Below are 17,625 nucleotides of genomic sequence, written 5' to 3' on the forward strand. Positions count from 1 at the left end.
GCCTCGGGCGCGGGATCAGGGGTCGGCGCGGGGTTCGGGGTGGGCGTCGGCGTCGGCGTCGGCGTCGGGGTGGGTGCCGGCCAGCGGTCACCCGCCGCGCAGGAGACCGATCCGGCACGGACGCGCCAGATCTCGGAGGCACCGGCTTCGGCGTCGATGCGGAGCGCGACCGTCGTCGTGGTGCCGTCGGCGGCCGTCGTGGTGCTGCCGACGACGACCTTGGTGGCGCCGTAACGGGACTCCGGCAGGTCGCGGCTCCACCCGGGCGTCGCGGTGGCCTCGGTGGTGACGTCGTCGCCGTCGATGGTCAGGCGGTCGAACGACACCGCGGGGGTACCGCCGGGAGTGCACGCGGCGCGGAGTCCGGTGAACACGACGGGGGGACGATCGCGCAGGGTGAACTCCCCGCTCGCGATCGTCGAGGTCGCCCCGTCCGGGCCGGCCTCCGAGCGCAGACCGCTCGTGCGGGTGGTGTTGAGCTTCAGGACGTCCTGCGTCGTGTCGACCCGGGCCACCGTCGGGTCGCCCGAGTCCCAGCGCACGGCCGGGGTCGGTGCGGTGAGCGTGCCACCGTCGATGTCGGTCAGTTCGACGCCCGACGCGGCGGCGAGGGTGGCGCCGTCGGCCGCGGTGTCCGCGCTGGCCGGCAGCGCGAGCATGGGCACCACGAGGCCGATGCCGAGCAGCGCCGAGGCCGCGAGCGCGATGACGGAAGTGGTGCGTGGACGATCGGTCATCGGCGGGCCTCCTCGGCGAACGCGGTGAAGAAGGCGCGGCCGGCGGGGACGCCGACCCCGGTCACGTCGTCCCAGCCGGGTGCGGACCGGAGTCCCTGCCGACCGGTGTCCCAGAGGAACAGGGTCTCGGGCCACAGCGCTCCGGCATCGGGCCCGCGCGGCGACCAGGTGGCAGCGGAAGCGGGGCGGACGTCGCGGACGGCGTCGGTCCCGAGCATCTCGTAGAGCATCGGCGTGACGAGCCCGATCCGGACCCCCGTGGCGGCCTTGGCCATGGCGACCATCGAGGCGACCATCGGGGTCGCCAGACTCGTGCCGCCGTGCGTGACGTAGCCGGTCACGCCCTTGTGTGGCCCGTACACGACGAAGCCGGTGTTGGGGTCGCCGATCGACGCGACGTCGGGGACGAGTCGCCCGGTCCCCGGTTCGTCGAGCAGCTGGCGCTGCCACGTCGGTCGGTCGTAGACGTCGGACTGGCCGCCGCCGGCGCCGTACGCGAAGCCCGGCGGGATGAGGGCACCGTTGCGCGCGAAGCGGGTCTCGGTCTCCCAACCAGCCTCGACCGCGACGGAACCGTCATGTGCGAGCCCGGTGCTGGTCGCTCCGACCGCGGTCACGTACGGGCTGGACGCCGGCGACGACACGTCGGGGCCGGAGTCGTGGTCACCGACGGCGCTGTTGTCGCCGTCGTTGCCGGAGGACGCGAACACCGAGATGCCCCGGGCCCCCGCCTCGACGAGCACCCGGTTCAGCAGCGTCCGGTCGTCCGCGGTGTCCAGGTCCTCGGTGGACCCGAACGACAGGCTGATGACGTCCGCACTGCCGTGTTCGACGACGTCGAGGATCCGCGAGAACAACGAGGTGGTGCTGCAGTCGTCGGCACCCCAGTACTCGATGTCGGCGTCGGGGGCCATCGCGTGCACCGCCTGCACGTCGAGGTGCTGCTCCTCTGTCCAGCTCTGCGGCCCGCCGCAGCGGGAGGTGTCCGGCGACGCCGGAGCGTGGTGCTGGTACTGCCCCGAGCGGAACGGCTGGGCGCCCGCCGCCCGGAAGTAGGTGTCCGTGTTCGCTTCGACGTCGGGGTCGTCGTAGGCGGCGACGATCGCGATGGTCGCGCCGCGTCCGGTGTACCCGGCCGGCACGTCGTGGACCTCGCGCAACTGGGCCGGCTGGTACCCGCACAGCGCGTTCGATCGGTGCGTGACCGGCACCGATGCGGGCCAGTCCGTCGTGAGGCGCTCGCCCCACCATGCTGCGCACTGTCCGTCGTCGGCCAGGACCGGCGGTCGCGGGACGGTCTCACCCGGTGCCGGGGTGGGTGCCACCGCTGCTGCAGTGGTCGTCTCGGTCGGTCGGACGGCGTCGGAGTCAACGGCTCCGGACACGCCGACGACGGCGGTCAGCCCGCGTGGCACGGCGAGGGCGCGGACCGGTGCCACGGCGCTCTGTCCGGCGACGTCCCACCGCGCGAAGGAGGTGTGGAAGGCGTCCGCGATGCGCGCGGCCGTCCCGCGAACGGGCAGGGACACGATCGAGCGCTCGACGGGGCCGACGTGGAGCCCGGCACCGCGCAACCAGGTCGCCACGGCCGGGGCGCGGTCGAGGTGCACGGGGTCGAGGAGGACGGTGAGGGACAACTCGTCGACGGTCACCGGGTCGCCGCGCTCCGCGTGTGCGGTCCAGGCGGGGACGGAGTCCGCGAGCGGTCGGTCGGGCGAGGGCGGTGCGGGGCGCACGAGGAGCGCGCCTGGGATGATCACGGCGAGCGCGAGCGCACCGATGAGGAAGCGTGGACGCATGGGTTCCTGGTCTGCTGAGAGGCGGGGACGCAGCGCTGCGCGCTGCCACAGCGACCTTACATGCAACTGAGAATCGTTATCACTCGCAGGACACGAGCAGTCCAGACAAACAGGAGGCCCGGTGTCAGCTGACACCGGGCCTCCTGTCCGTCAGGGGGTCAGACCACGGCGCGCAATGCGTCCGCGATGCCCGTCAGGGCCACGTCGACCTCGTCGGCCACGCGCTGGTGCGTCGCCGTCGAGCGACGGTAGGGGTCGTCCACGTCGTCGTCGGCCGGGTCGGCGGGCGGCGAGACCGTGCCGCGCAGCCGGGCGACGCGCTCCACGAGCTCCTGCGGGGTCGTCACGTCGGCCAGGTCACCGGGCTCGAGGCCGGCGAGCACCCGCGCGAACTGCTTGATCGTGAACGTCCGCTTGGAAGCCCGGGGCGCCAGGGAGACGGCGGCTGCACGGTGCGATCGTTCGGCGGTCAGCACCAGGTCGGCGCGCTCGACGATCTCGGCCGTCAGGTACCGCGACCGGTGGGCCGACGGGTCGCCCCCGAGCCGGACGGACTGCTCCGCCGCGGCGGCGTCCATCGCGGCACCGTCGTCGGCGATGGTGCCGGCCGACTCGACCACGAACGCGGGGGCGTCCGGGCCGAGTCGTGCCGTCAGGACCTGCGCGCCGAGCGGCGACCGGCAGATGTTGCCGCTGCAGACGAACAGGATCCGCATCGTCACGCTGCGTCGGTGCGTTCGCCGGCGCGCTGGTCGGCACGCTCGTCGTCGCCGAGCAGGTCGTGCCGCACGACGATGGCGTCACGGCCGGGGCCGACACCGATCGCGGAGATCCGTGCGCCGGACATCGCCTCGATCGCCAGGACGTAGTCCTGCGCGTTCTTCGGCAGGTCGTCGAAGGTGCGGGCTCCGGTGATGTCCTCGGTCCAGCCGGGGAACTCCTGGTACACCGGCTTCGCGTGGTGGAAGTCGGACTGGTTGACCGGGACCTCGTCGACGCGGACGCCGTCGACCTCGTACGCGACGCACACCGGGATCGTCTCGAGCCCGGTCAGGACGTCGAGCTTGGTGAGCACGAAGTCGGTCACACCGTTGATGCGTGCCGTGTAGCGGGCGATCGGGGCGTCGTACCAGCCACAGCGGCGCGGGCGGCCGGTGGTGGTGCCGAACTCGAAGCCGTTGGCGCGCAGGAACTCGCCCGACTCGTCGAACAGCTCGGTCGGGAACGGACCGGCGCCGACGCGGGTCGTGTACGCCTTGACGATGCCGATGATCCGCTCGAGCTTGCCCGGGCCGATGCCGGAACCGGTCGCGGCGCCACCGGCGGTCGCGGACGACGAGGTGACGAACGGGTAGGTGCCGTGGTCGACGTCGAGCATCGTGGCCTGGCCGGCTTCGAACAGGACGGTCTCGCCACGCTCCAGGGCACGGTGGATCTCGAGGGCGGTGTCGGCGACCATCGGGCGCAGGCGCTCGGCGAAGGACAGCAGCGACTCGACGACTTCTTCCGGGTCGATCGCGCGGCGGTTGAAGACCTTGACCAGCAGGTGGTTCTTTTGGTCGAGCGCTGCCTCGACCTTCTGGCGCAGGATGTTCTCGTCGAAGATGTCCTGGATCCGGATCCCGACGCGGTTGATCTTGTCGGCGTAGGTCGGGCCGATACCGCGACCGGTGGTGCCGATCTGGCGCTTGCCCAGGAACCGCTCGGTCACCTTGTCGACGGTGCGGTGGTAGTGCGTGATGACGTGCGCGTTGGCCGACACGAGCAGCTTCGAGACGTCGACGCCGCGGGCGCGCAGGGCGTCGAGCTCCTGGAACAGCACCTCGAGGTCGACGACGACGCCGTTGCCGATGATCGGGGTCACGCCGGGCGTCAGGATGCCGGAGGGCAGCAGGTGCAGGGCGTACTTCTCGCCGCCGACGACGACGGTGTGGCCGGCGTTGTTGCCGCCGTTGAACTTCACGACGTAGTCGATGCGGGAGCCGAGGAGGTCGGTGGCCTTCCCCTTGCCCTCGTCGCCCCACTGGGCTCCGATGATGACTGCTGCGGGCATCTGGTTCTCCTCACGTTGGCGGAGGACCGCACACGGCCGTCCGGGCCGGTGGTCCACCCGAGTCTATCGGCTGGTCACCTGCGCGTCACCCGCTGTGACGTCCTGTGGACGGCGGGTCGCTTGTCCACATGGAGCGCACCTGGATGTCCGTCCGGATCTGTCGGAGCACGGTCGGACGCGTCCAGATCGGCAAGGCCGAGGACGCGGCCGACGGCAAGATCGGCAAGTGACGTCCGAGACGTCACCGGCGGACAGACGGGCGCGTTCCGCTCAGCGGCGACGCGAAGCGTTGCGCGGGGCGCGCCGACCGAGCCTGCGAGGGAGGGGTGCCAGCTGGCACCGCGCCTCCCGTCTGTCTGCCGGTGCGTCCCGAGCCACCCGGCCGACCCCGGATCAGCTCCGGAAGAAGTCCTGGTACGACGGGTCACCGACGGGCTGGGAGTGCCCCGGCTCGGCCAGGCGCTGCTCGATCATGGCCTGGATGACGTCCGGCGGAGTGAGTCCACGACGGCGCCACTCGACCGGGTTGGACCGGAGCTGGTTCAGCGTGTTCTGCATGGGACAAACAGTGGCACCACTTCACTAGTTTGTCTAACTACCTGTCCCGAACACGCGTTCGCGGGGTGGGGTGCCCCGTGCTTGGTGAGCAGAAGAGGTCGGATCCCCTCTCGGGACCCGACCTCTTCTGCTCACCATGTGGCGCGTGAACCGCGCGCACCCTGTCCTAGCGGCGCGTGACCTTCGCGGTCGCCCCGGACTTGGCCGTGCCGTCCTTGTACCCCGAGGCGTGGGCCGTCACCTGCACGCTGACGCGGTGCCCGACGTCGGACGAGCCGAGCTTGTACTTGGTACCCGTTGCCGACTTGACGACCTTGCCGTCACGCAGCCACTGGTACTTGTAGGTCGCCTTCGTCGTGCTCCACGTACCGTGCTTCGCGGTGAGGGTCGAGCCGACCTTCGCCGTCCCGCTCAGCGTGACCTTGCTCCCCTTCGCCAGCGCGAGCTTCGGCGGGACCACGTTGATCGTCGACGTGTCGGCCTGCTTGCCCGCCGCGTTGTCGAGGTGGAGCAGCAGCACCGTCGCCTTGGTGACACCCGAGGCACGGGTGACCGTGAGCGAGTCTGCGTCGGCGAACAGCACGCCGGAGGTGCCGTCCTGCGAGAACGACAGCTTCGGCTTCGACGGGTCGAACGTGGCCGTCTTCGTCTCGTCCACGACCGAGGAACCGCTGGTGGCAGCACCCGGGGCGTAGGCCGACTCCGTCAGCACCGTGTAGTCGAACTTCTTCGACGAACCGATGGCCTTCGCAGCGACGGTCAGCACCTTCACTGAGCTGTCGAAGGTGTTCACGTCCTGTCCGGGCGCACCGCCGTTGAGCGGCTGGACGTCGACGACGGGGTCGACGTCCGGGTCGTCCAGGGCGGCCTTCGCCAGGTCGACCGTCGTGGCGAACGTGGCGTCCACGGCAGCCGACTTCGCGTTGTACACCAGGAAGTCGGGCTCGCCGTCACGGTCCGTGTCGATGAGGACCTCGACGTTGGTCACGGCGCCCGGGTTCGCGTCCGGACCGGCGGTCTGCACGCCGAACGCCAGGGTTCCCGACGACTTGTCGTACGACGCACCGTAGGAACGGACGTCGGCCGCCTGCAGCGAGCGCGTCGCCGAACCCTCGGGGAACGCCTCGGCCGGGTCGGTGCCGCCGAGCACGAACGGAGCGACGGCGGCGTGGTAGCCGGTCGTCAGTCCGCCCTGGTCGAGCGTGCGGCCCTTGAGCGTGAGCTCGGCCGACTTGCCCGGTCCCGTGAACGAGACCGTGGTCCGTGCCCGCACCGCGCTGACGGGCTTCGGGGCCACGTAGGCCCCGAGGCGCATCGGGTTGAGCGAGCTGTCGGTCGGCGCGAACGCCACGATGCCGGAAGCGGCGGCCACGAACTCGCGCTGGTAGCCCTGCTGGACGGCCTCCTGGGTCGGGTCGATGACCCGGCGGAGCTTCGTCGCGTCGGCGACCGAGAACGTCAGCGTGACCGACGCGGTGCCGTTGGCGGGCACCGTGACCTGCTTCGAGCTGAGCGCGAAGGTCACACCCGGCTGCGACACCTGCGGCTGGTACGACACGTTGTACGTGTGCGCCGTGCTGTCGGTGTTGTCGATCTGCAGGGTGCGGGTCTCGCTCGTCCCGCTCGCGACCTCGACGACGCCGAACGACGCGGTGACGAGCTGGTCGTTCTCGGCGCTGCGGACCGTGGTGCCGGCGGTGACCGCCTGCAGTGCGTCCACGCGACCGGTGCCCTGGCGGAGCAGGGTGGCCGAACGGTTGCCGTCCTTCACGTCGTGCGTCGCCGTGTTCATCAGGGCCGCCTTGACCTGCGGGGCGGACCAGGTCGGGTGCGACTGGAACGTCAGCGCCGCGATGCCCGCGACGTCCGGCGTGGCCATGGAGGTACCGCTCATCGACATGCGGCCGTCACCGGTGCCGTTGGCCGCGGAGATCACGTTGACCCCGGGGCCGGCGATGTCCGGCTTGACGATGTCGTCGAACGATCCGTGCACACCACGGCTGGTGAACGACGCGAGCGTGTTCACGGCGTCCGCCTCGATGGCGACCTCGAAGCCCTTGAGCTCGTCCGCGAAGCGCACGTGCAGGGTCCCCGCCTTGGCGGTGGCCTGGAGGCTCGCCACGCTCTTCGCGGTCAGCTCGGCACCCGGGATGGTCGCGTTGCCACCGATGCCGGATTCGAACGTGTCGAGCGTGCCCGCCAGCAGGACGCCGACGCCGCCAGCGGCCTCGACGTTGTTGAAGCGCACGAGGGAACCGCACTCGAGCGCGGCGTCCGTCCACTTCAGCCAGACGACCTTGCCCTTGATCTTCGCGGCGTCGGCGGCGCTGAACGCGGCACAGCCGTCGATGTTCGCGGTCGGGACGACGACGTCACCCTCGACCGGCAGGGTGCCCTTGAAGTTGGACGAGTACTGCGAGCGGTAGGTCTTCGCGACGTCGGCCGGTGCGGTGACCTGGACGCCGTCGTAGAGCGACTGGCCGGTGGCGCTCGCGGCGACGGTGAGCGCGCCCTCGGCGTTGCCCGGCGAACCACCGATGTCGGTGAAGTCGTCGGCGTTGCCCGAGGCGATCACGGGGAGCACGCCGCGAGCGGTCAGTGCGTCGATCTTGGCGTTGTCGGGGTCGTCCGGCGCGCCGTAGTCGGAGCCGAGCGACAGGTTCAGGACGTTGATGTCCTTGCCCTCGGTGAGCGCCTGGCCCACCCAGTCGAGCGCGGCACCGGTGACGTCGGTCGAGCCGCCGTTGTCACCGAAGACCTTCAGGGCGTACAGGCCGGCCTCGGGCGCGGTGCCCGGACCGATCCACATGTCCTGCACCTGCTGCGTGGTGAGCTTGGTGTAGTCGCCGTCGAACTGCTGCTTGTCGGCGGTCAGGCCGTAGCCGGCGATCGAGCCGGACACGTGCGTGCCGTGGTCGCCGCCCTTGCCGTCGATCGGGTTGTCGTCGGGAGCCGGCACCGGGTCGTAGGCGTCCGGGTCCGTCGGGTCGGCGTTGTAGGTCGCACCGGCGAAGTCGTACCCGCCGAGGAACTTCGACGCGTCGTACAGGCTGGGGTCCGGGGCGCCGCCGCTCGCGTTCGCCAGGGCCTGCTGGTACGCCTCGGTGGTGCCGGGGCCGCCGAAGTCGGCCTGCGTGTAGTCGAGACCGGTGTCGAGGACGGCGACGTTGACGTCCTTGCCGGTGTGGCCGGTCTGCTGCCAGGCATTGAGCGAGCGCGTGTAGACGTCGCTCGCGGCGTTCTTCGGCGCGACGCCGTCGGCACCGGGCTGGACCAGGCTGGGGTCGACACCCGAGGGAGCGGCGTCGGCGTTCTCGTTGACCGTCGGCTCGACGATCTTCTTCGGCGTGAGCGGGATGATGCTCTCGACGTCGGAGCGCTCCGCGATCTTCCGGAACGCGTCGACGTCGGCGACGACCGCGACGCCGGGGACGGTGTACTCGGTCGAGTAGAGCTCGGTCGCGTCGGCGTCGGCGCGCTTGACGGCCGACCGCACCGCGGCGACGGTCGACTGGATCGCCTCGACGCGGTTCTTGGCCGCGGAGGACTGGGTCCGCGACTTCGTCAGGTCCCCGCCCTTCGCCTTGGCGTCCACTTCGAGGGCACCCTGGCCGGTCGTGCGCACGAACGCGGCGACGGTCTTCGTCGGCTTGGCGTCACGGAGCGGGGCGGAGAGCTTGAGGTCGGCCACCGAGATCCCGGCCGGAGCTGCGGAGGCCGCGCCCCCGACTGCGAGACCGCCACACGCGAGGGCCGCGACGGCGATGCCGGCGGTCAGGACGCGGGTGAAGCGATGGGGGGTTGGGTTCGGGTCGGTGTTCGGTGTTGCACGGTTCAAAGAGGGCACTCCTGGCTCAGTCCGTGGTTCGCATGAGATTCCTGTGAAGCTATGCGTTCGTTCTCAGGGAAGACAGTCCGCACTTTGGGGGACTCCCCTCGTCCGGGGGCCGGAACCTGTTAAGTTGCACACCCGTGTGCACGTTATTACGATGGGGTGCGTGACCACCACCGAGCAGCCCTCCCGCGCGCCCCGCCGCGACGCCACGGAGAACCGGGCAGCCCTCCTCGACGCGGCGAAGACCTGTCTGCAGCAGGACCCGGACGCCTCGATCGAGACGATCGCCGCGGCTGCGGGACTCTCGCGCCGTGCGGTGTACGGACACTTCCCCTCGCGCGACGACCTGGTGCGCGAGGTCGTGACCGCCGGTGCCGCCCGGATCGCCGCAGCCATGCCCACCGCATCGGACCTGCAGGAGCTCCCGCCGGCCGCACGTCTCGCCGCCATCGCGGTGACGCTCTGGACCGAGGTGTCGCACGTCCGCTCGATGGCCCGGGTCGCCGTCCGCAGCCCGTTCGCCGAACCCGTCGCCGAGGTGTTCGCGCCGTTGCGCTCACAGGTACGCCAGGCGTGCGCGCTCGGGATCGCCGACGGTGCCATGCGGGACGACGTCGACCCCGAGACGCTCGGCCGTCTGGTCGAGGGTGCGTGCATCGCCGTCCTCGACGAGGCCACCCGTTCCGGCACGAGCGACGAGGACGGACGGCGCATGGTCGTGGTGTCGGCGCTGGGCATGGCCGGCATCGACTGGCGCACGGCACTGCTCTCCGAACCCGCTGCTCCCGCTCCCACTCCTGCCCCGAAGGACCACGCATGACGCTCGAACTCGACCACGTCGGCATCGGCGAGGAGCCCGGCGCACCCCTGCCCGTCGTCTCCGCCGTCGCCGCCCCGGGACGCCCCGGGGTCCTCGCCGTCGAGACCGAGCAGGCACCCGTGCTCGCGTCACTCGTCGCCGGTGGCCGCATGCAGCCCGACACCGGTCGGCTGCTGCTCGACGGCCACGAGGACCCGGCAGCCGTCCGGCGCTCGTTCGCGCTCGTGGACACCCCCGGGGTCGCCGAGCCCTTCCCCGTCATGACCCTCAAGCAGATCGTGCGCGAGGAGCTCGCGTTCGCCGGGCAGCGCCCGAACCGCGAGCACGTCGACACCGTGCTCGACGAGCTCGGACTGCGGGACTACGTCGACACCGCCGTGCAGCGGGTGCCGACCGTCGTGCGCATCCGGCTGCTGGTCGAACTCGCCCTGCTCCGCGACGGTGTGACCGGCATCGTGATCACCTCGCCCGAGCGGCACGGCGGCGCCGTCGAGGACTGGTTCCAGGTGGTCCGCGACGTCGCACGACGGGGCGTGACCGTGGTCCTCGTGACCTCGAAGGCCGCTGCCACCACCGTCGAGCACCTGCTCGACACGATCGACACGCACGACGGCGTCGAGACGCACGACGGCGTCGAGACGCACGGCGGCGTCGAGACGCACGGCGGCGTCGAAACGCACGACGACGTCGCGACGCTCGCGACGCCCCAGACCGAGGACCCCGAGGACGTGGCCCGAACCGACGGAACCGAGCCGGGCCTCCCGGCCGCTCCTTCCGTCACCGAAGCATCCGCAACCGTCCCGACGGAGGCACAGAAGTGACCACCACCTCGCTCGTCCGCGCAGAACTCGCGCGGCTCACCGCGACCCCGCTCGCACGCCTGGCGTTCATCGCACTGATGATCGTGCCGCTGCTCTACGGCGGCGCCTACCTGTGGGCGAACCGCGACCCGTACGCGAAGCTCGACCAGATCCCCGCCGCGATCGTGAACCTCGACGCCGGCGCCACGCTGGACGGCGACCACGTCGACTACGGCAAGGACGTCACGAAGGAGGCCATCGACGGGGCCGACTTCAAGTGGACGAAGACCAGCGCCGCCGATGCCCGCTCCGGCGTCCGGAACGGCACGTACGACTTCGTCGTCACCATCCCGCACGACTTCTCGGAGCACCTGGTGTCCGCGCAGTCCGACGACCCGACGCAGGCGAAGCTCGTCATGACCACGGCCGACACGAACTCGTACCTGGCCTCGACCATCGCCGAGCAGGCGGGCAAGACCATGCGCACCGCCGTCGCCGAGCGTGTCGGCAAGCAGGCCGCGAAGACCCTGCTGGTCGGGCTCGCCGACGTGCGGGACAGCCTCGGCGACGCCGTCGACGGTGCAGACGAACTCGCGTCCGGCACCGCCAAGGCGGACAAGGGTGCGCACGAGCTCGCCGACGGCACCGGCAAGCTGTCGTCCGGTGCGGCGGATCTCGCGTCCGGCACGGCCGACCTGCCGTCGCAGACCCAGCAGCTGAACAGCGGAGCGCATCAGGTGGCGTCGGGGGCGTCGACCCTGGCGTCCGGGCTGGCCAGCGCGCAGCAGCAGACGGCGGCGCTGCCGTCGCAGACGCAGCAGTTGGACAGTGGGGCGCAGCAGCTGCAGTCCGGGCTGCACCAGCTCCGTGACCAGACGGCTTCGCTTCCCTCCGACTCTGCGCGCCTGTCCACTGGTGCGTCGCAGGTCGCCGCCGGGAACGCCACGCTGGCCGACGAGGCCGCACCGTTCATCGCGGGCGTCCAGCAGCTCTCTGCGCAATCGCCGGAACTCGTCGCGTCGCTGAAGCCCGTCGTCCAAGCCTCCACGGTGCTCTCCGAGGAACAGAAGACCCGGCTGCTCGCCGGGCTCGACAACCTGCAGGCCGGCAGCACCAAGCTCGGTACCGGTGCCGGCAACCTGTCCGGCAACCTGCAGAAGCTCAAGACCGGCAGCGCGCAGGTGTCCGCGGGCGCCTCCCAGCTCGCCGAGCAGGCCCCGGCGCTGACGAGCGGCATCCAGCAGCTCTCCGACGGCTCGGACACGCTCGCCGCCGGCACCGGCAAGCTCGCCGCCAAGGCCCCGGAGTTGTCGTCCGGCATCGCCACCGCCGCGGACGGTGCTTCGAAGGTCTCGTCGGGCGCGTCGAAGGTGGCCGCCGGCACATCGAAGCTGGCCTCGGCCGCTCCGACGCTGTCGTCCGGTGCGTCGCAGCTCGCGACCGGTGCGAAGACCGCCGACCAGGGCGCTTCGTCGCTCGCATCGGGGTTGGACAAGCTCACGACCGGCTCGTCGAAGCTCGCGTCGTCGCTCGACGAGGGCCGCACGAAGATCCCGGCGTCGAACGCCTCGGAGCGTGCGTCGCAGGCCTCGGTCATCTCCGACCCGGTCAAGGTCGGGGACGACAACGTCGCCGCCGCGTCGAACTACGGTGCCGGCCTCGCGCCGTTCTTCATCTCGCTCGCGGCCTGGATCGGCATGTACGCGCTGTTCCTCATCCTCAAGCCGATCTCCAAGCGCGCGATCACGGCGGTGCGGAAGCCCCTCGCCGTGGTGTTCGGCGGCTGGCTGACCCCGGCACTCCTCGGGCTGGTGCAGATGGTGGCGCTGTTCTTCATCGTGCGCTTCGCCCTCGACCTGAACGTGGTGCACGTCGGCGGCACGATCGGGATCATGGTGCTGGCCTCGGCGACCTTCGCGGCGATCATCATGGCGCTCAACGTGCTGCTCGGATCGGTGGGGCAGTTCCTCGGCCTGGTGCTCATGCTCGTGCAGCTCGTCACCGCCGGTGGGACGTTCCCGTGGCAGACGCTGCCGGGGCCGTTGGCGGCGCTGCACTTCGCGCTGCCGATGACGTACTCGGTCGACGCGATCCGGCAGACGATGTACGGCGGGAACCTCGGCGCCGCGTGGTCGGACGCGGGCGTGCTGCTCTGCTGGCTGCTCGGGGCGCTCCTGGTGTCGTTCGTGGTCACGGCGCGGCAGACCCGCTCCCGCACGCTGCGCGACCTGCGCCCGAGCCTGATCGGGTAGCGGGGCGGCACGCGGGCGCGCGGGGCGCTCGGGCGCGCGGGACGCTCGCGCGCAGGGCCGCCCGCGACATCGAGTGAGCAGAAGACGACGGGTGTGCAATAGCGACCCGTCGTCTTCTGCTCACTCGACGCGACCTCCGCGTGCAAGGAGCGTCTGCAGGTGCGCCACTGCGGCTGACCGGTGCAGCGTCAGGTCGGACTTGGTCCACCGGACGACTGCCCAGCCGAGTCGTTCCATCTCGCGGTAGCGGCGGAGGTCACGGCCCCACTGCTCGGCGTCGGTCCGGTGGTGGTCACCCTCGTACTCGATGACGATGCGGTGCTCCGGGTAGGCCAGGTCGACGCGGCCGACGAACCGACCGGCTTCGTCCAGCACGTCGACCTGCAGTTCGGGCTCGGGCAGCCCCGCGCGGACGATCGCCAGCCGCGCTCGGGTCTCCTGTGGCGACCCGGCCCCCACCCGCACGAGCTCGAGTGCCACGCGCAGCTTCCGCACGCCACGACGATTCCCCGCCCCGGCGAGCGCGGCGGCGAGGTCCTCCAGCGCGGTCGCGCACGCCCGCGACGTGACGATGGCGTCACCCAGGACGACGAGCTCATCGAGTCCGAGCAGGCCCCCGCACTCCACCCACAGCGCCGCGGGGCTGCTGGACGGAACACCCCAGCGCTGCTGGGTGCTCACCCGGTCAGCAGCCACACGGTGCCCGACCACGCCGACGCGCCGGGGCTGCGCCTGCGGGTGCACGCTGGTGATGTGCACCGGTGCGTCAGGGCCGCACGGCACCGGCAGACCCCACAACACCCCCGCAGAGGTGTGGCTGACGAACTGTCCGGGCAACAGGACCGGCCGCAGTGCCTGGATGCGGCGGATCGGATCGGGTGGTCGGTCCCGGGGCCATCGGATCGATCGCGTCGGGCACGTCAGGTCCTTCCGCTGGAGTCGTTGTCGGGGAACTCCGGCTCGATCAGCCGCGCCGATGTCGAAGGCCCGGCCTCGCAGCGCCGGAGGGAGTGGTCGTGGTCGCATGCCGACACGCTCGCGCCCCGCGCCGACGCCCCGCTCACCGAACCGGAGTTCCGTGCAGAACCGGCACCGTGCCTCCGCTGTGGAGGACTCGCGAACCCAAGGGAATGAGCAGAAGACGACGAGTGGCTGTTCGAGACCCGTCGTCTTCTGCTCACTCGACGCCCCACCCCACCCGCCGGCCCATGTCACGTCAACCGCTACGATCGACGCACGAGCCAACGGAGGTCGAAGCGCATCATGGGAGACGGCAAGCCCGCGACCATCTACGACGTCGCCGCACGCGCCGGGGTCTCGAAGTCCCTCGTCTCCCTCGTGCTGCAGCGCTCCCCCCGGGTCAGCGAGCAGCGCCGGGCCGCCGTGCTCAAGGCGATCCAGGAGCTCGACTACCGCCCCTCCACCGCAGCGGTCTCCCTCGCCGGCACGCGCAGCCGCACCATCGGCGTGGTCCTCGACGACTTCCGCAACCAGTGGTTCGTGGACCTGCTGACCGGTCTGCGCGAGAGCCTGCAGGACCAGGGGCACCGGCTCGTGGTCGCCGACCGGTTCCTCAACACGGGGCTCGATGCCTCTCCGGTCGAGGGCTTCCTCTCCATGCGCGTCGAGGGCATCGTGATCGCCGGCGAGCCCACCACCGACCTCGCGATCCCCGCCTCGATGCCGCTCGTGATCGCCGGCGGCCGGGTCGCGATCCCCCGTGCCGACACCGTGGCGAACGACGACCACGCCGGTGGCGGCATCGCGGCGCAGCACCTGCTCGACCTCGGCCACACCCGCCTCGGGTTCGTCGGTGCGAGCTCGGCTGCTTCGGCCGAACGCCAGGCCGGGTTCGAGCAGGCCGCAGCAGCACGCGCCTCTGTCGTCACGACGGTGCTGCCGGGTGAACCCACCGAAGAGGCCGGTTCCCGCGCCCTCGGCATGCTCCTCGACGAGCACCCGGACGTCAGGGCCGTCTTCGCAGCGAACGACGTGATGGCCCTCGGCGCGCTGTCCGAACTCGCCGAACGCGGGTTGCGCGTCCCCGAGGACGTCTCCGTCATCGGCTACGACGACACCCCGGTGGCCGCGATGCGGTACGTCGGCCTGACGAGCATCGACGACCGCAGTGTCGAGATCGGCCGCGGCGCCGGCGAGCGCCTGCTGGCCCGCATCGCCGATCCGCGGATCGCCGCCACGGAACTCCTCGTCGAACCCCGCCTGGTCGCGCGCCGCACCACCGCCGCGCGCTGACGCGGCAGCACGGACCCCGGCCGGGAGGCCCGCCCCGCCTCCGCCCCGCCCGCTTCGTGAGCAGGAATGGTCGGGTCCAGGGCCCGTACCCGACCATTCCTGTTCACGAAGCGCCGGGCAGCTCCGCGTGCTGGACGACCCAGCTGTGCATGACGATCGCGGCCGCCGCCGAGGCGTTGATGCTCCGCGTCGACCCGAACTGCGTGATCTCGAGGTGTGCGTCGGCACCGGCGACCGCCTGGTCGGTCAGCCCGGGGCCCTCCTGCCCGAACAGGAACACGCAGCGCTCCGGGATCGTCGCGGTCTCGATGCGCTCGGCACCCGGGGTGTTGTCGATGGCGACGACGGGACGCTGTTCCTCGGCCATCGCGGCGAGGAAGGCCTCGACGTCTGGGTGGTAGCGGACGTGCTGGTACCGGTCGGTGACCATCGCTCCGCGCTTGTTCCACCGGCGTCGCCCGATGATGTGCACGGTGCCGGCGAGGAACGCGTTGGCGCTCCGCACGATCGACCCGATGTTCAGGTCGTGCTGCCAGTTCTCGATCGCGACGTCGAACGCGTGCCGGCGGGTGTCGAGCTCGGCGACGATCGCGTCCATCGACCAGTACCGGTAGCGGTCGAGCACGTTCCGGGAGTCCCCGGCGGCCAGCAGCTCCGGGTCGAGCCTCGGGTCGTCGGGCCAGGGTTCCGGGTGCGGCCCCACCCCGTTGGTCGTCAGCTCGTGCGACGGTTCGGGCGCAGTGGTCACCCGACCAGCGTACGGCGCACTCGGCACCGGCCCGACGACCGCAGCGCCCGGCGGCGCCGCGGGCTCAGGCGGTGCCGGACCCGTAGGCGATGCGCGACTCGATGCCGGCGATCAGGATGTCGAGGCCGAGCGCGAACCGGTCGTCGTAGGAGTGCTCGCCGAGGATCTCGCCCACCAGCCGGTGCCGCTCGGGGCGTCCGGCCTCGGAGTCCCCGCGCCCGACCTGCACCCCGGCGTGCCCGACCACGAAGTCGTAGACGACGAAGAAGGTGTACATCGCCTCGGCCGGCGGCAGCCCGGCGTCCTGCAGGGCACCGACGACCTTCGCCACGACGGCGTCGGACTCGGTCGAGGCGAGCGGGGCGCGCTGGCTGTGCGACTCGAGCACGAGCGGGTGGGTGCGCATCAGGTCGCGGAACGTCGTGGCGAAGGTGCGGACGACGGCGTGCCACTCGTCCGGCCAGACGAAGGTCGCGGTGAACTCGTCGACGGTGCGGCGGACGAGTTCGGCGTGCAGGTCGTCCAGCCCGCCGATGGTCCGGTGCACGGTCATCGGGGCGACCCCGAGCCGCACGCCCAGGGCTCGGAAGGACAGCCGGTCGAGGCCGTCCTCGTTCGCGATGGTCGTGGCGGCGTCGATCACCTGCTCGCGGGAGAGCACGTTCGGGCGGCCTCGGCGTCGTCGCGGCGTCACCTCGAGCTCCGTCTCCGACACCGGGGTGGGTCGGGGCGCGGCGGACGGGGTTCCGGGTTCGACGAGCACGAGGGGCCTCCTTGATTCGGTACGTGTCCCGAAAAGCGTAGGGCAAAAGCCGACCGCGGTTCGGTGTCTCGACCTTCTCGGGTCTGGCAGCAGCGCGCAAGAGCCGCCCCGGGCCTCCCGGCCCTTTCCGAGCCGACCACGAGCCGGGCCTGAACCCCTGCGCAGTAGGGTGAGGGCCATGGCGACCCGAGACGACGTCGAGTGCTGGCTGACCGACATGGACGGCGTGCTCGTCCACGAGAACCAGGCGCTCCCGGGCGCGCCGGAACTCATCCAGCAGTGGCTCGACGACGGCACCGAGTTCCTCGTGCTGACGAACAACTCGATCTTCACGCCGCGCGACCTCAGCGCCCGACTGCGGGGCTCGGGCCTGCACGTGCCCGAGGAGCGGATCTGGACGAGCGCGCTCGCCACGGCCGACTTCTGCAAGTCGCAGATGCCCGGTGGCTCGGCGTTCGTGATCGGTGAGGCCGGCATGACGACCGCCCTGCACGAGGCCGGGTTCATCATGACCGAGACCGCGCCCGACTACGTCGTCGTCGGCGAGACCCGCAACTACTCGTTCGAGGCGATCACCAAGGCCGTCCGGCTCATCCGCGCCGGTGCCCGCTTCATCGTGACGAACCCCGACGCCACCGGCCCGAGCGCCGAGGGGGTCCTGCCGGCCACCGGCGCCATCGCGGCGATGATCGAGAAGGCCACCGGCAAGCAGCCCTACGTGGTGGGCAAGCCGAACCCGATGATGTTCCGCTCCGCGATGAACCGGATCGGCGCGCACTCCGAGAACACCGGCATGATCGGCGACCGCATGGACACCGACGTGCAGGCCGGCATCGAGGCGGGGCTGCACACCGTGCTCGTGATGACGGGCATCAGCGACCAGGCCGAGATCGACCGGTACCCGTTCCGCCCGAGCGAGGTCATCTCCGGCGTGCACGAGCTCGTGCGCACCGAGCCGTTCGAGGTCGAGCTCTAGCTCGAGCTCTGGCGGCCCACGACCCGGGTGC

Annotated in this window: 13 protein-coding genes and 1 pseudogene; 5 read left to right on the forward strand and 9 right to left on the reverse strand. The window is 71.3% G+C overall.

Features of this window, described 5'->3' with window-relative positions:
• The 6 genes and pseudogenes from DEJ05_RS18255 to DEJ05_RS07110 all read right to left on the reverse strand — a co-directional run.
• A pseudogene (locus DEJ05_RS18255) lies at positions 1–737 on the reverse strand (hypothetical protein); the annotation flags it as partial.
• The gene (locus DEJ05_RS07095) at positions 734–2,536 is read right to left on the reverse strand and encodes a S8 family serine peptidase (protein WP_111029761.1); all 1,803 of its coding nucleotides are present in this window, start codon (positions 2,534–2,536) and stop codon (positions 734–736) included. The pseudogene DEJ05_RS18255 and the gene DEJ05_RS07095, both read right to left, overlap by 4 nt.
• Before the next feature lie 158 nt (positions 2,537–2,694).
• Entirely contained in the window at positions 2,695–3,252 is a 558-nt protein-coding gene (locus DEJ05_RS07100; protein WP_111029760.1) for a low molecular weight phosphatase family protein, read from the reverse strand.
• A gap of 2 nt (positions 3,253–3,254) precedes the next feature.
• Positions 3,255–4,589, reverse strand: a complete 1,335-nt coding sequence (locus DEJ05_RS07105; RefSeq protein ID WP_017886319.1) for an adenylosuccinate synthase — start codon at positions 4,587–4,589, stop codon at positions 3,255–3,257.
• Between the two features lie 393 nt (positions 4,590–4,982).
• Entirely contained in the window at positions 4,983–5,147 is a 165-nt protein-coding gene (locus tag DEJ05_RS18020) for a hypothetical protein (RefSeq protein WP_155896763.1), read from the reverse strand.
• Positions 5,148–5,313: 166 nt separating this feature from the next.
• Positions 5,314–8,985, reverse strand: coding sequence for a S8 family serine peptidase (locus DEJ05_RS07110; protein ID WP_181440678.1), 3,672 nt, complete (start codon positions 8,983–8,985; stop codon positions 5,314–5,316).
• A 151-nt stretch (positions 8,986–9,136) separates the two neighbouring features.
• On the opposite strand from DEJ05_RS07110, the gene DEJ05_RS07115 reads away from it, so the two are divergent.
• From DEJ05_RS07115 to DEJ05_RS07125, 3 genes are read left to right on the forward strand one after another with little or no spacing between them, the layout of a single operon-like run.
• Positions 9,137–9,802, forward strand: a complete 666-nt coding sequence (locus DEJ05_RS07115; protein ID WP_246552608.1) for a TetR/AcrR family transcriptional regulator — start codon at positions 9,137–9,139, stop codon at positions 9,800–9,802.
• Positions 9,799–10,623 (forward strand): hypothetical protein, encoded by an 825-nt coding sequence (locus DEJ05_RS07120; RefSeq protein ID WP_111110091.1) that lies wholly within the window; start codon positions 9,799–9,801, stop codon positions 10,621–10,623. The genes DEJ05_RS07115 and DEJ05_RS07120 overlap by 4 nt, the downstream gene beginning before the upstream one ends.
• Positions 10,620–12,854: a YhgE/Pip family protein gene (locus tag DEJ05_RS07125; protein WP_111110092.1), complete on the forward strand. Its 2,235-nt coding sequence runs from the start codon at positions 10,620–10,622 to the stop codon at positions 12,852–12,854. The genes DEJ05_RS07120 and DEJ05_RS07125 overlap by 4 nt, the downstream gene beginning before the upstream one ends.
• 120 nt (positions 12,855–12,974) lie before the next feature.
• Here the strand turns inward: DEJ05_RS07125 and DEJ05_RS07130 are convergent, their stop codons facing one another.
• Positions 12,975–13,613 carry an endonuclease domain-containing protein gene (locus DEJ05_RS07130; protein ID WP_181433138.1) on the reverse strand — a complete coding sequence of 213 codons (639 nt, stop codon included), beginning with the start codon at positions 13,611–13,613 and terminating at the stop codon, positions 12,975–12,977.
• A gap of 504 nt (positions 13,614–14,117) precedes the next feature.
• Here DEJ05_RS07130 and DEJ05_RS07135 point away from each other — a divergent pair.
• Positions 14,118–15,107 (forward strand): LacI family DNA-binding transcriptional regulator, encoded by a 990-nt coding sequence (locus tag DEJ05_RS07135; RefSeq protein ID WP_111029754.1) that lies wholly within the window; start codon positions 14,118–14,120, stop codon positions 15,105–15,107.
• Between the two features lie 103 nt (positions 15,108–15,210).
• Here DEJ05_RS07135 and DEJ05_RS07140 read toward each other — a convergent pair whose 3' ends face one another.
• Both DEJ05_RS07140 and DEJ05_RS07145 read right to left on the reverse strand, forming a co-directional pair.
• The gene (locus DEJ05_RS07140; RefSeq protein ID WP_111110093.1) at positions 15,211–15,855 is read right to left on the reverse strand and encodes a TrmH family RNA methyltransferase; all 645 of its coding nucleotides are present in this window, start codon (positions 15,853–15,855) and stop codon (positions 15,211–15,213) included.
• Between the two features lie 64 nt (positions 15,856–15,919).
• Complete coding sequence (locus DEJ05_RS07145; protein WP_181440679.1) at positions 15,920–16,618, reverse strand: TetR/AcrR family transcriptional regulator; 699 nt, start codon at positions 16,616–16,618, stop codon at positions 15,920–15,922.
• A gap of 178 nt (positions 16,619–16,796) precedes the next feature.
• Between DEJ05_RS07145 and DEJ05_RS07150 the strand changes: the two genes are divergently transcribed.
• Positions 16,797–17,594 carry an HAD-IIA family hydrolase gene (locus DEJ05_RS07150; protein ID WP_027464991.1) on the forward strand — a complete coding sequence of 266 codons (798 nt, stop codon included), beginning with the start codon at positions 16,797–16,799 and terminating at the stop codon, positions 17,592–17,594.
• Positions 17,595–17,625 lie beyond the last annotated feature (31 nt).

Origin of the sequence: Curtobacterium sp. MCLR17_045, assembly GCF_003234405.1 — a bacterium.
GTDB lineage: Bacteria > Actinomycetota > Actinomycetes > Actinomycetales > Microbacteriaceae > Curtobacterium > Curtobacterium flaccumfaciens.

What these genes read in the sequence shown, in the direction of transcription:
- DEJ05_RS07095 (WP_111029761.1), bottom strand. Translation starts at nt 2,536, where the DNA reads ATGCGTCCACGCTTCCTCATCGGTGCGCTCGCGCTCGCCGTGATCATC.
- DEJ05_RS07105 (WP_017886319.1), bottom strand. Translation starts at nt 4,589, where the DNA reads ATGCCCGCAGCAGTCATCATCGGAGCCCAGTGGGGCGACGAGGGCAAG.
- DEJ05_RS07100 (WP_111029760.1), bottom strand. Translation starts at nt 3,252, where the DNA reads ATGCGGATCCTGTTCGTCTGCAGCGGCAACATCTGCCGGTCGCCGCTC.
- DEJ05_RS07150 (WP_027464991.1), top strand. Translation starts at nt 16,797, where the DNA reads ATGGCGACCCGAGACGACGTCGAGTGCTGGCTGACCGACATGGACGGC.
- DEJ05_RS18020 (WP_155896763.1), bottom strand. Translation starts at nt 5,147, where the DNA reads ATGCAGAACACGCTGAACCAGCTCCGGTCCAACCCGGTCGAGTGGCGC.
- DEJ05_RS07135 (WP_111029754.1), top strand. Translation starts at nt 14,118, where the DNA reads ATGGGAGACGGCAAGCCCGCGACCATCTACGACGTCGCCGCACGCGCC.
- DEJ05_RS07115 (WP_246552608.1), top strand. Translation starts at nt 9,137, where the DNA reads ATGGGGTGCGTGACCACCACCGAGCAGCCCTCCCGCGCGCCCCGCCGC.
- DEJ05_RS07120 (WP_111110091.1), top strand. Translation starts at nt 9,799, where the DNA reads ATGACGCTCGAACTCGACCACGTCGGCATCGGCGAGGAGCCCGGCGCA.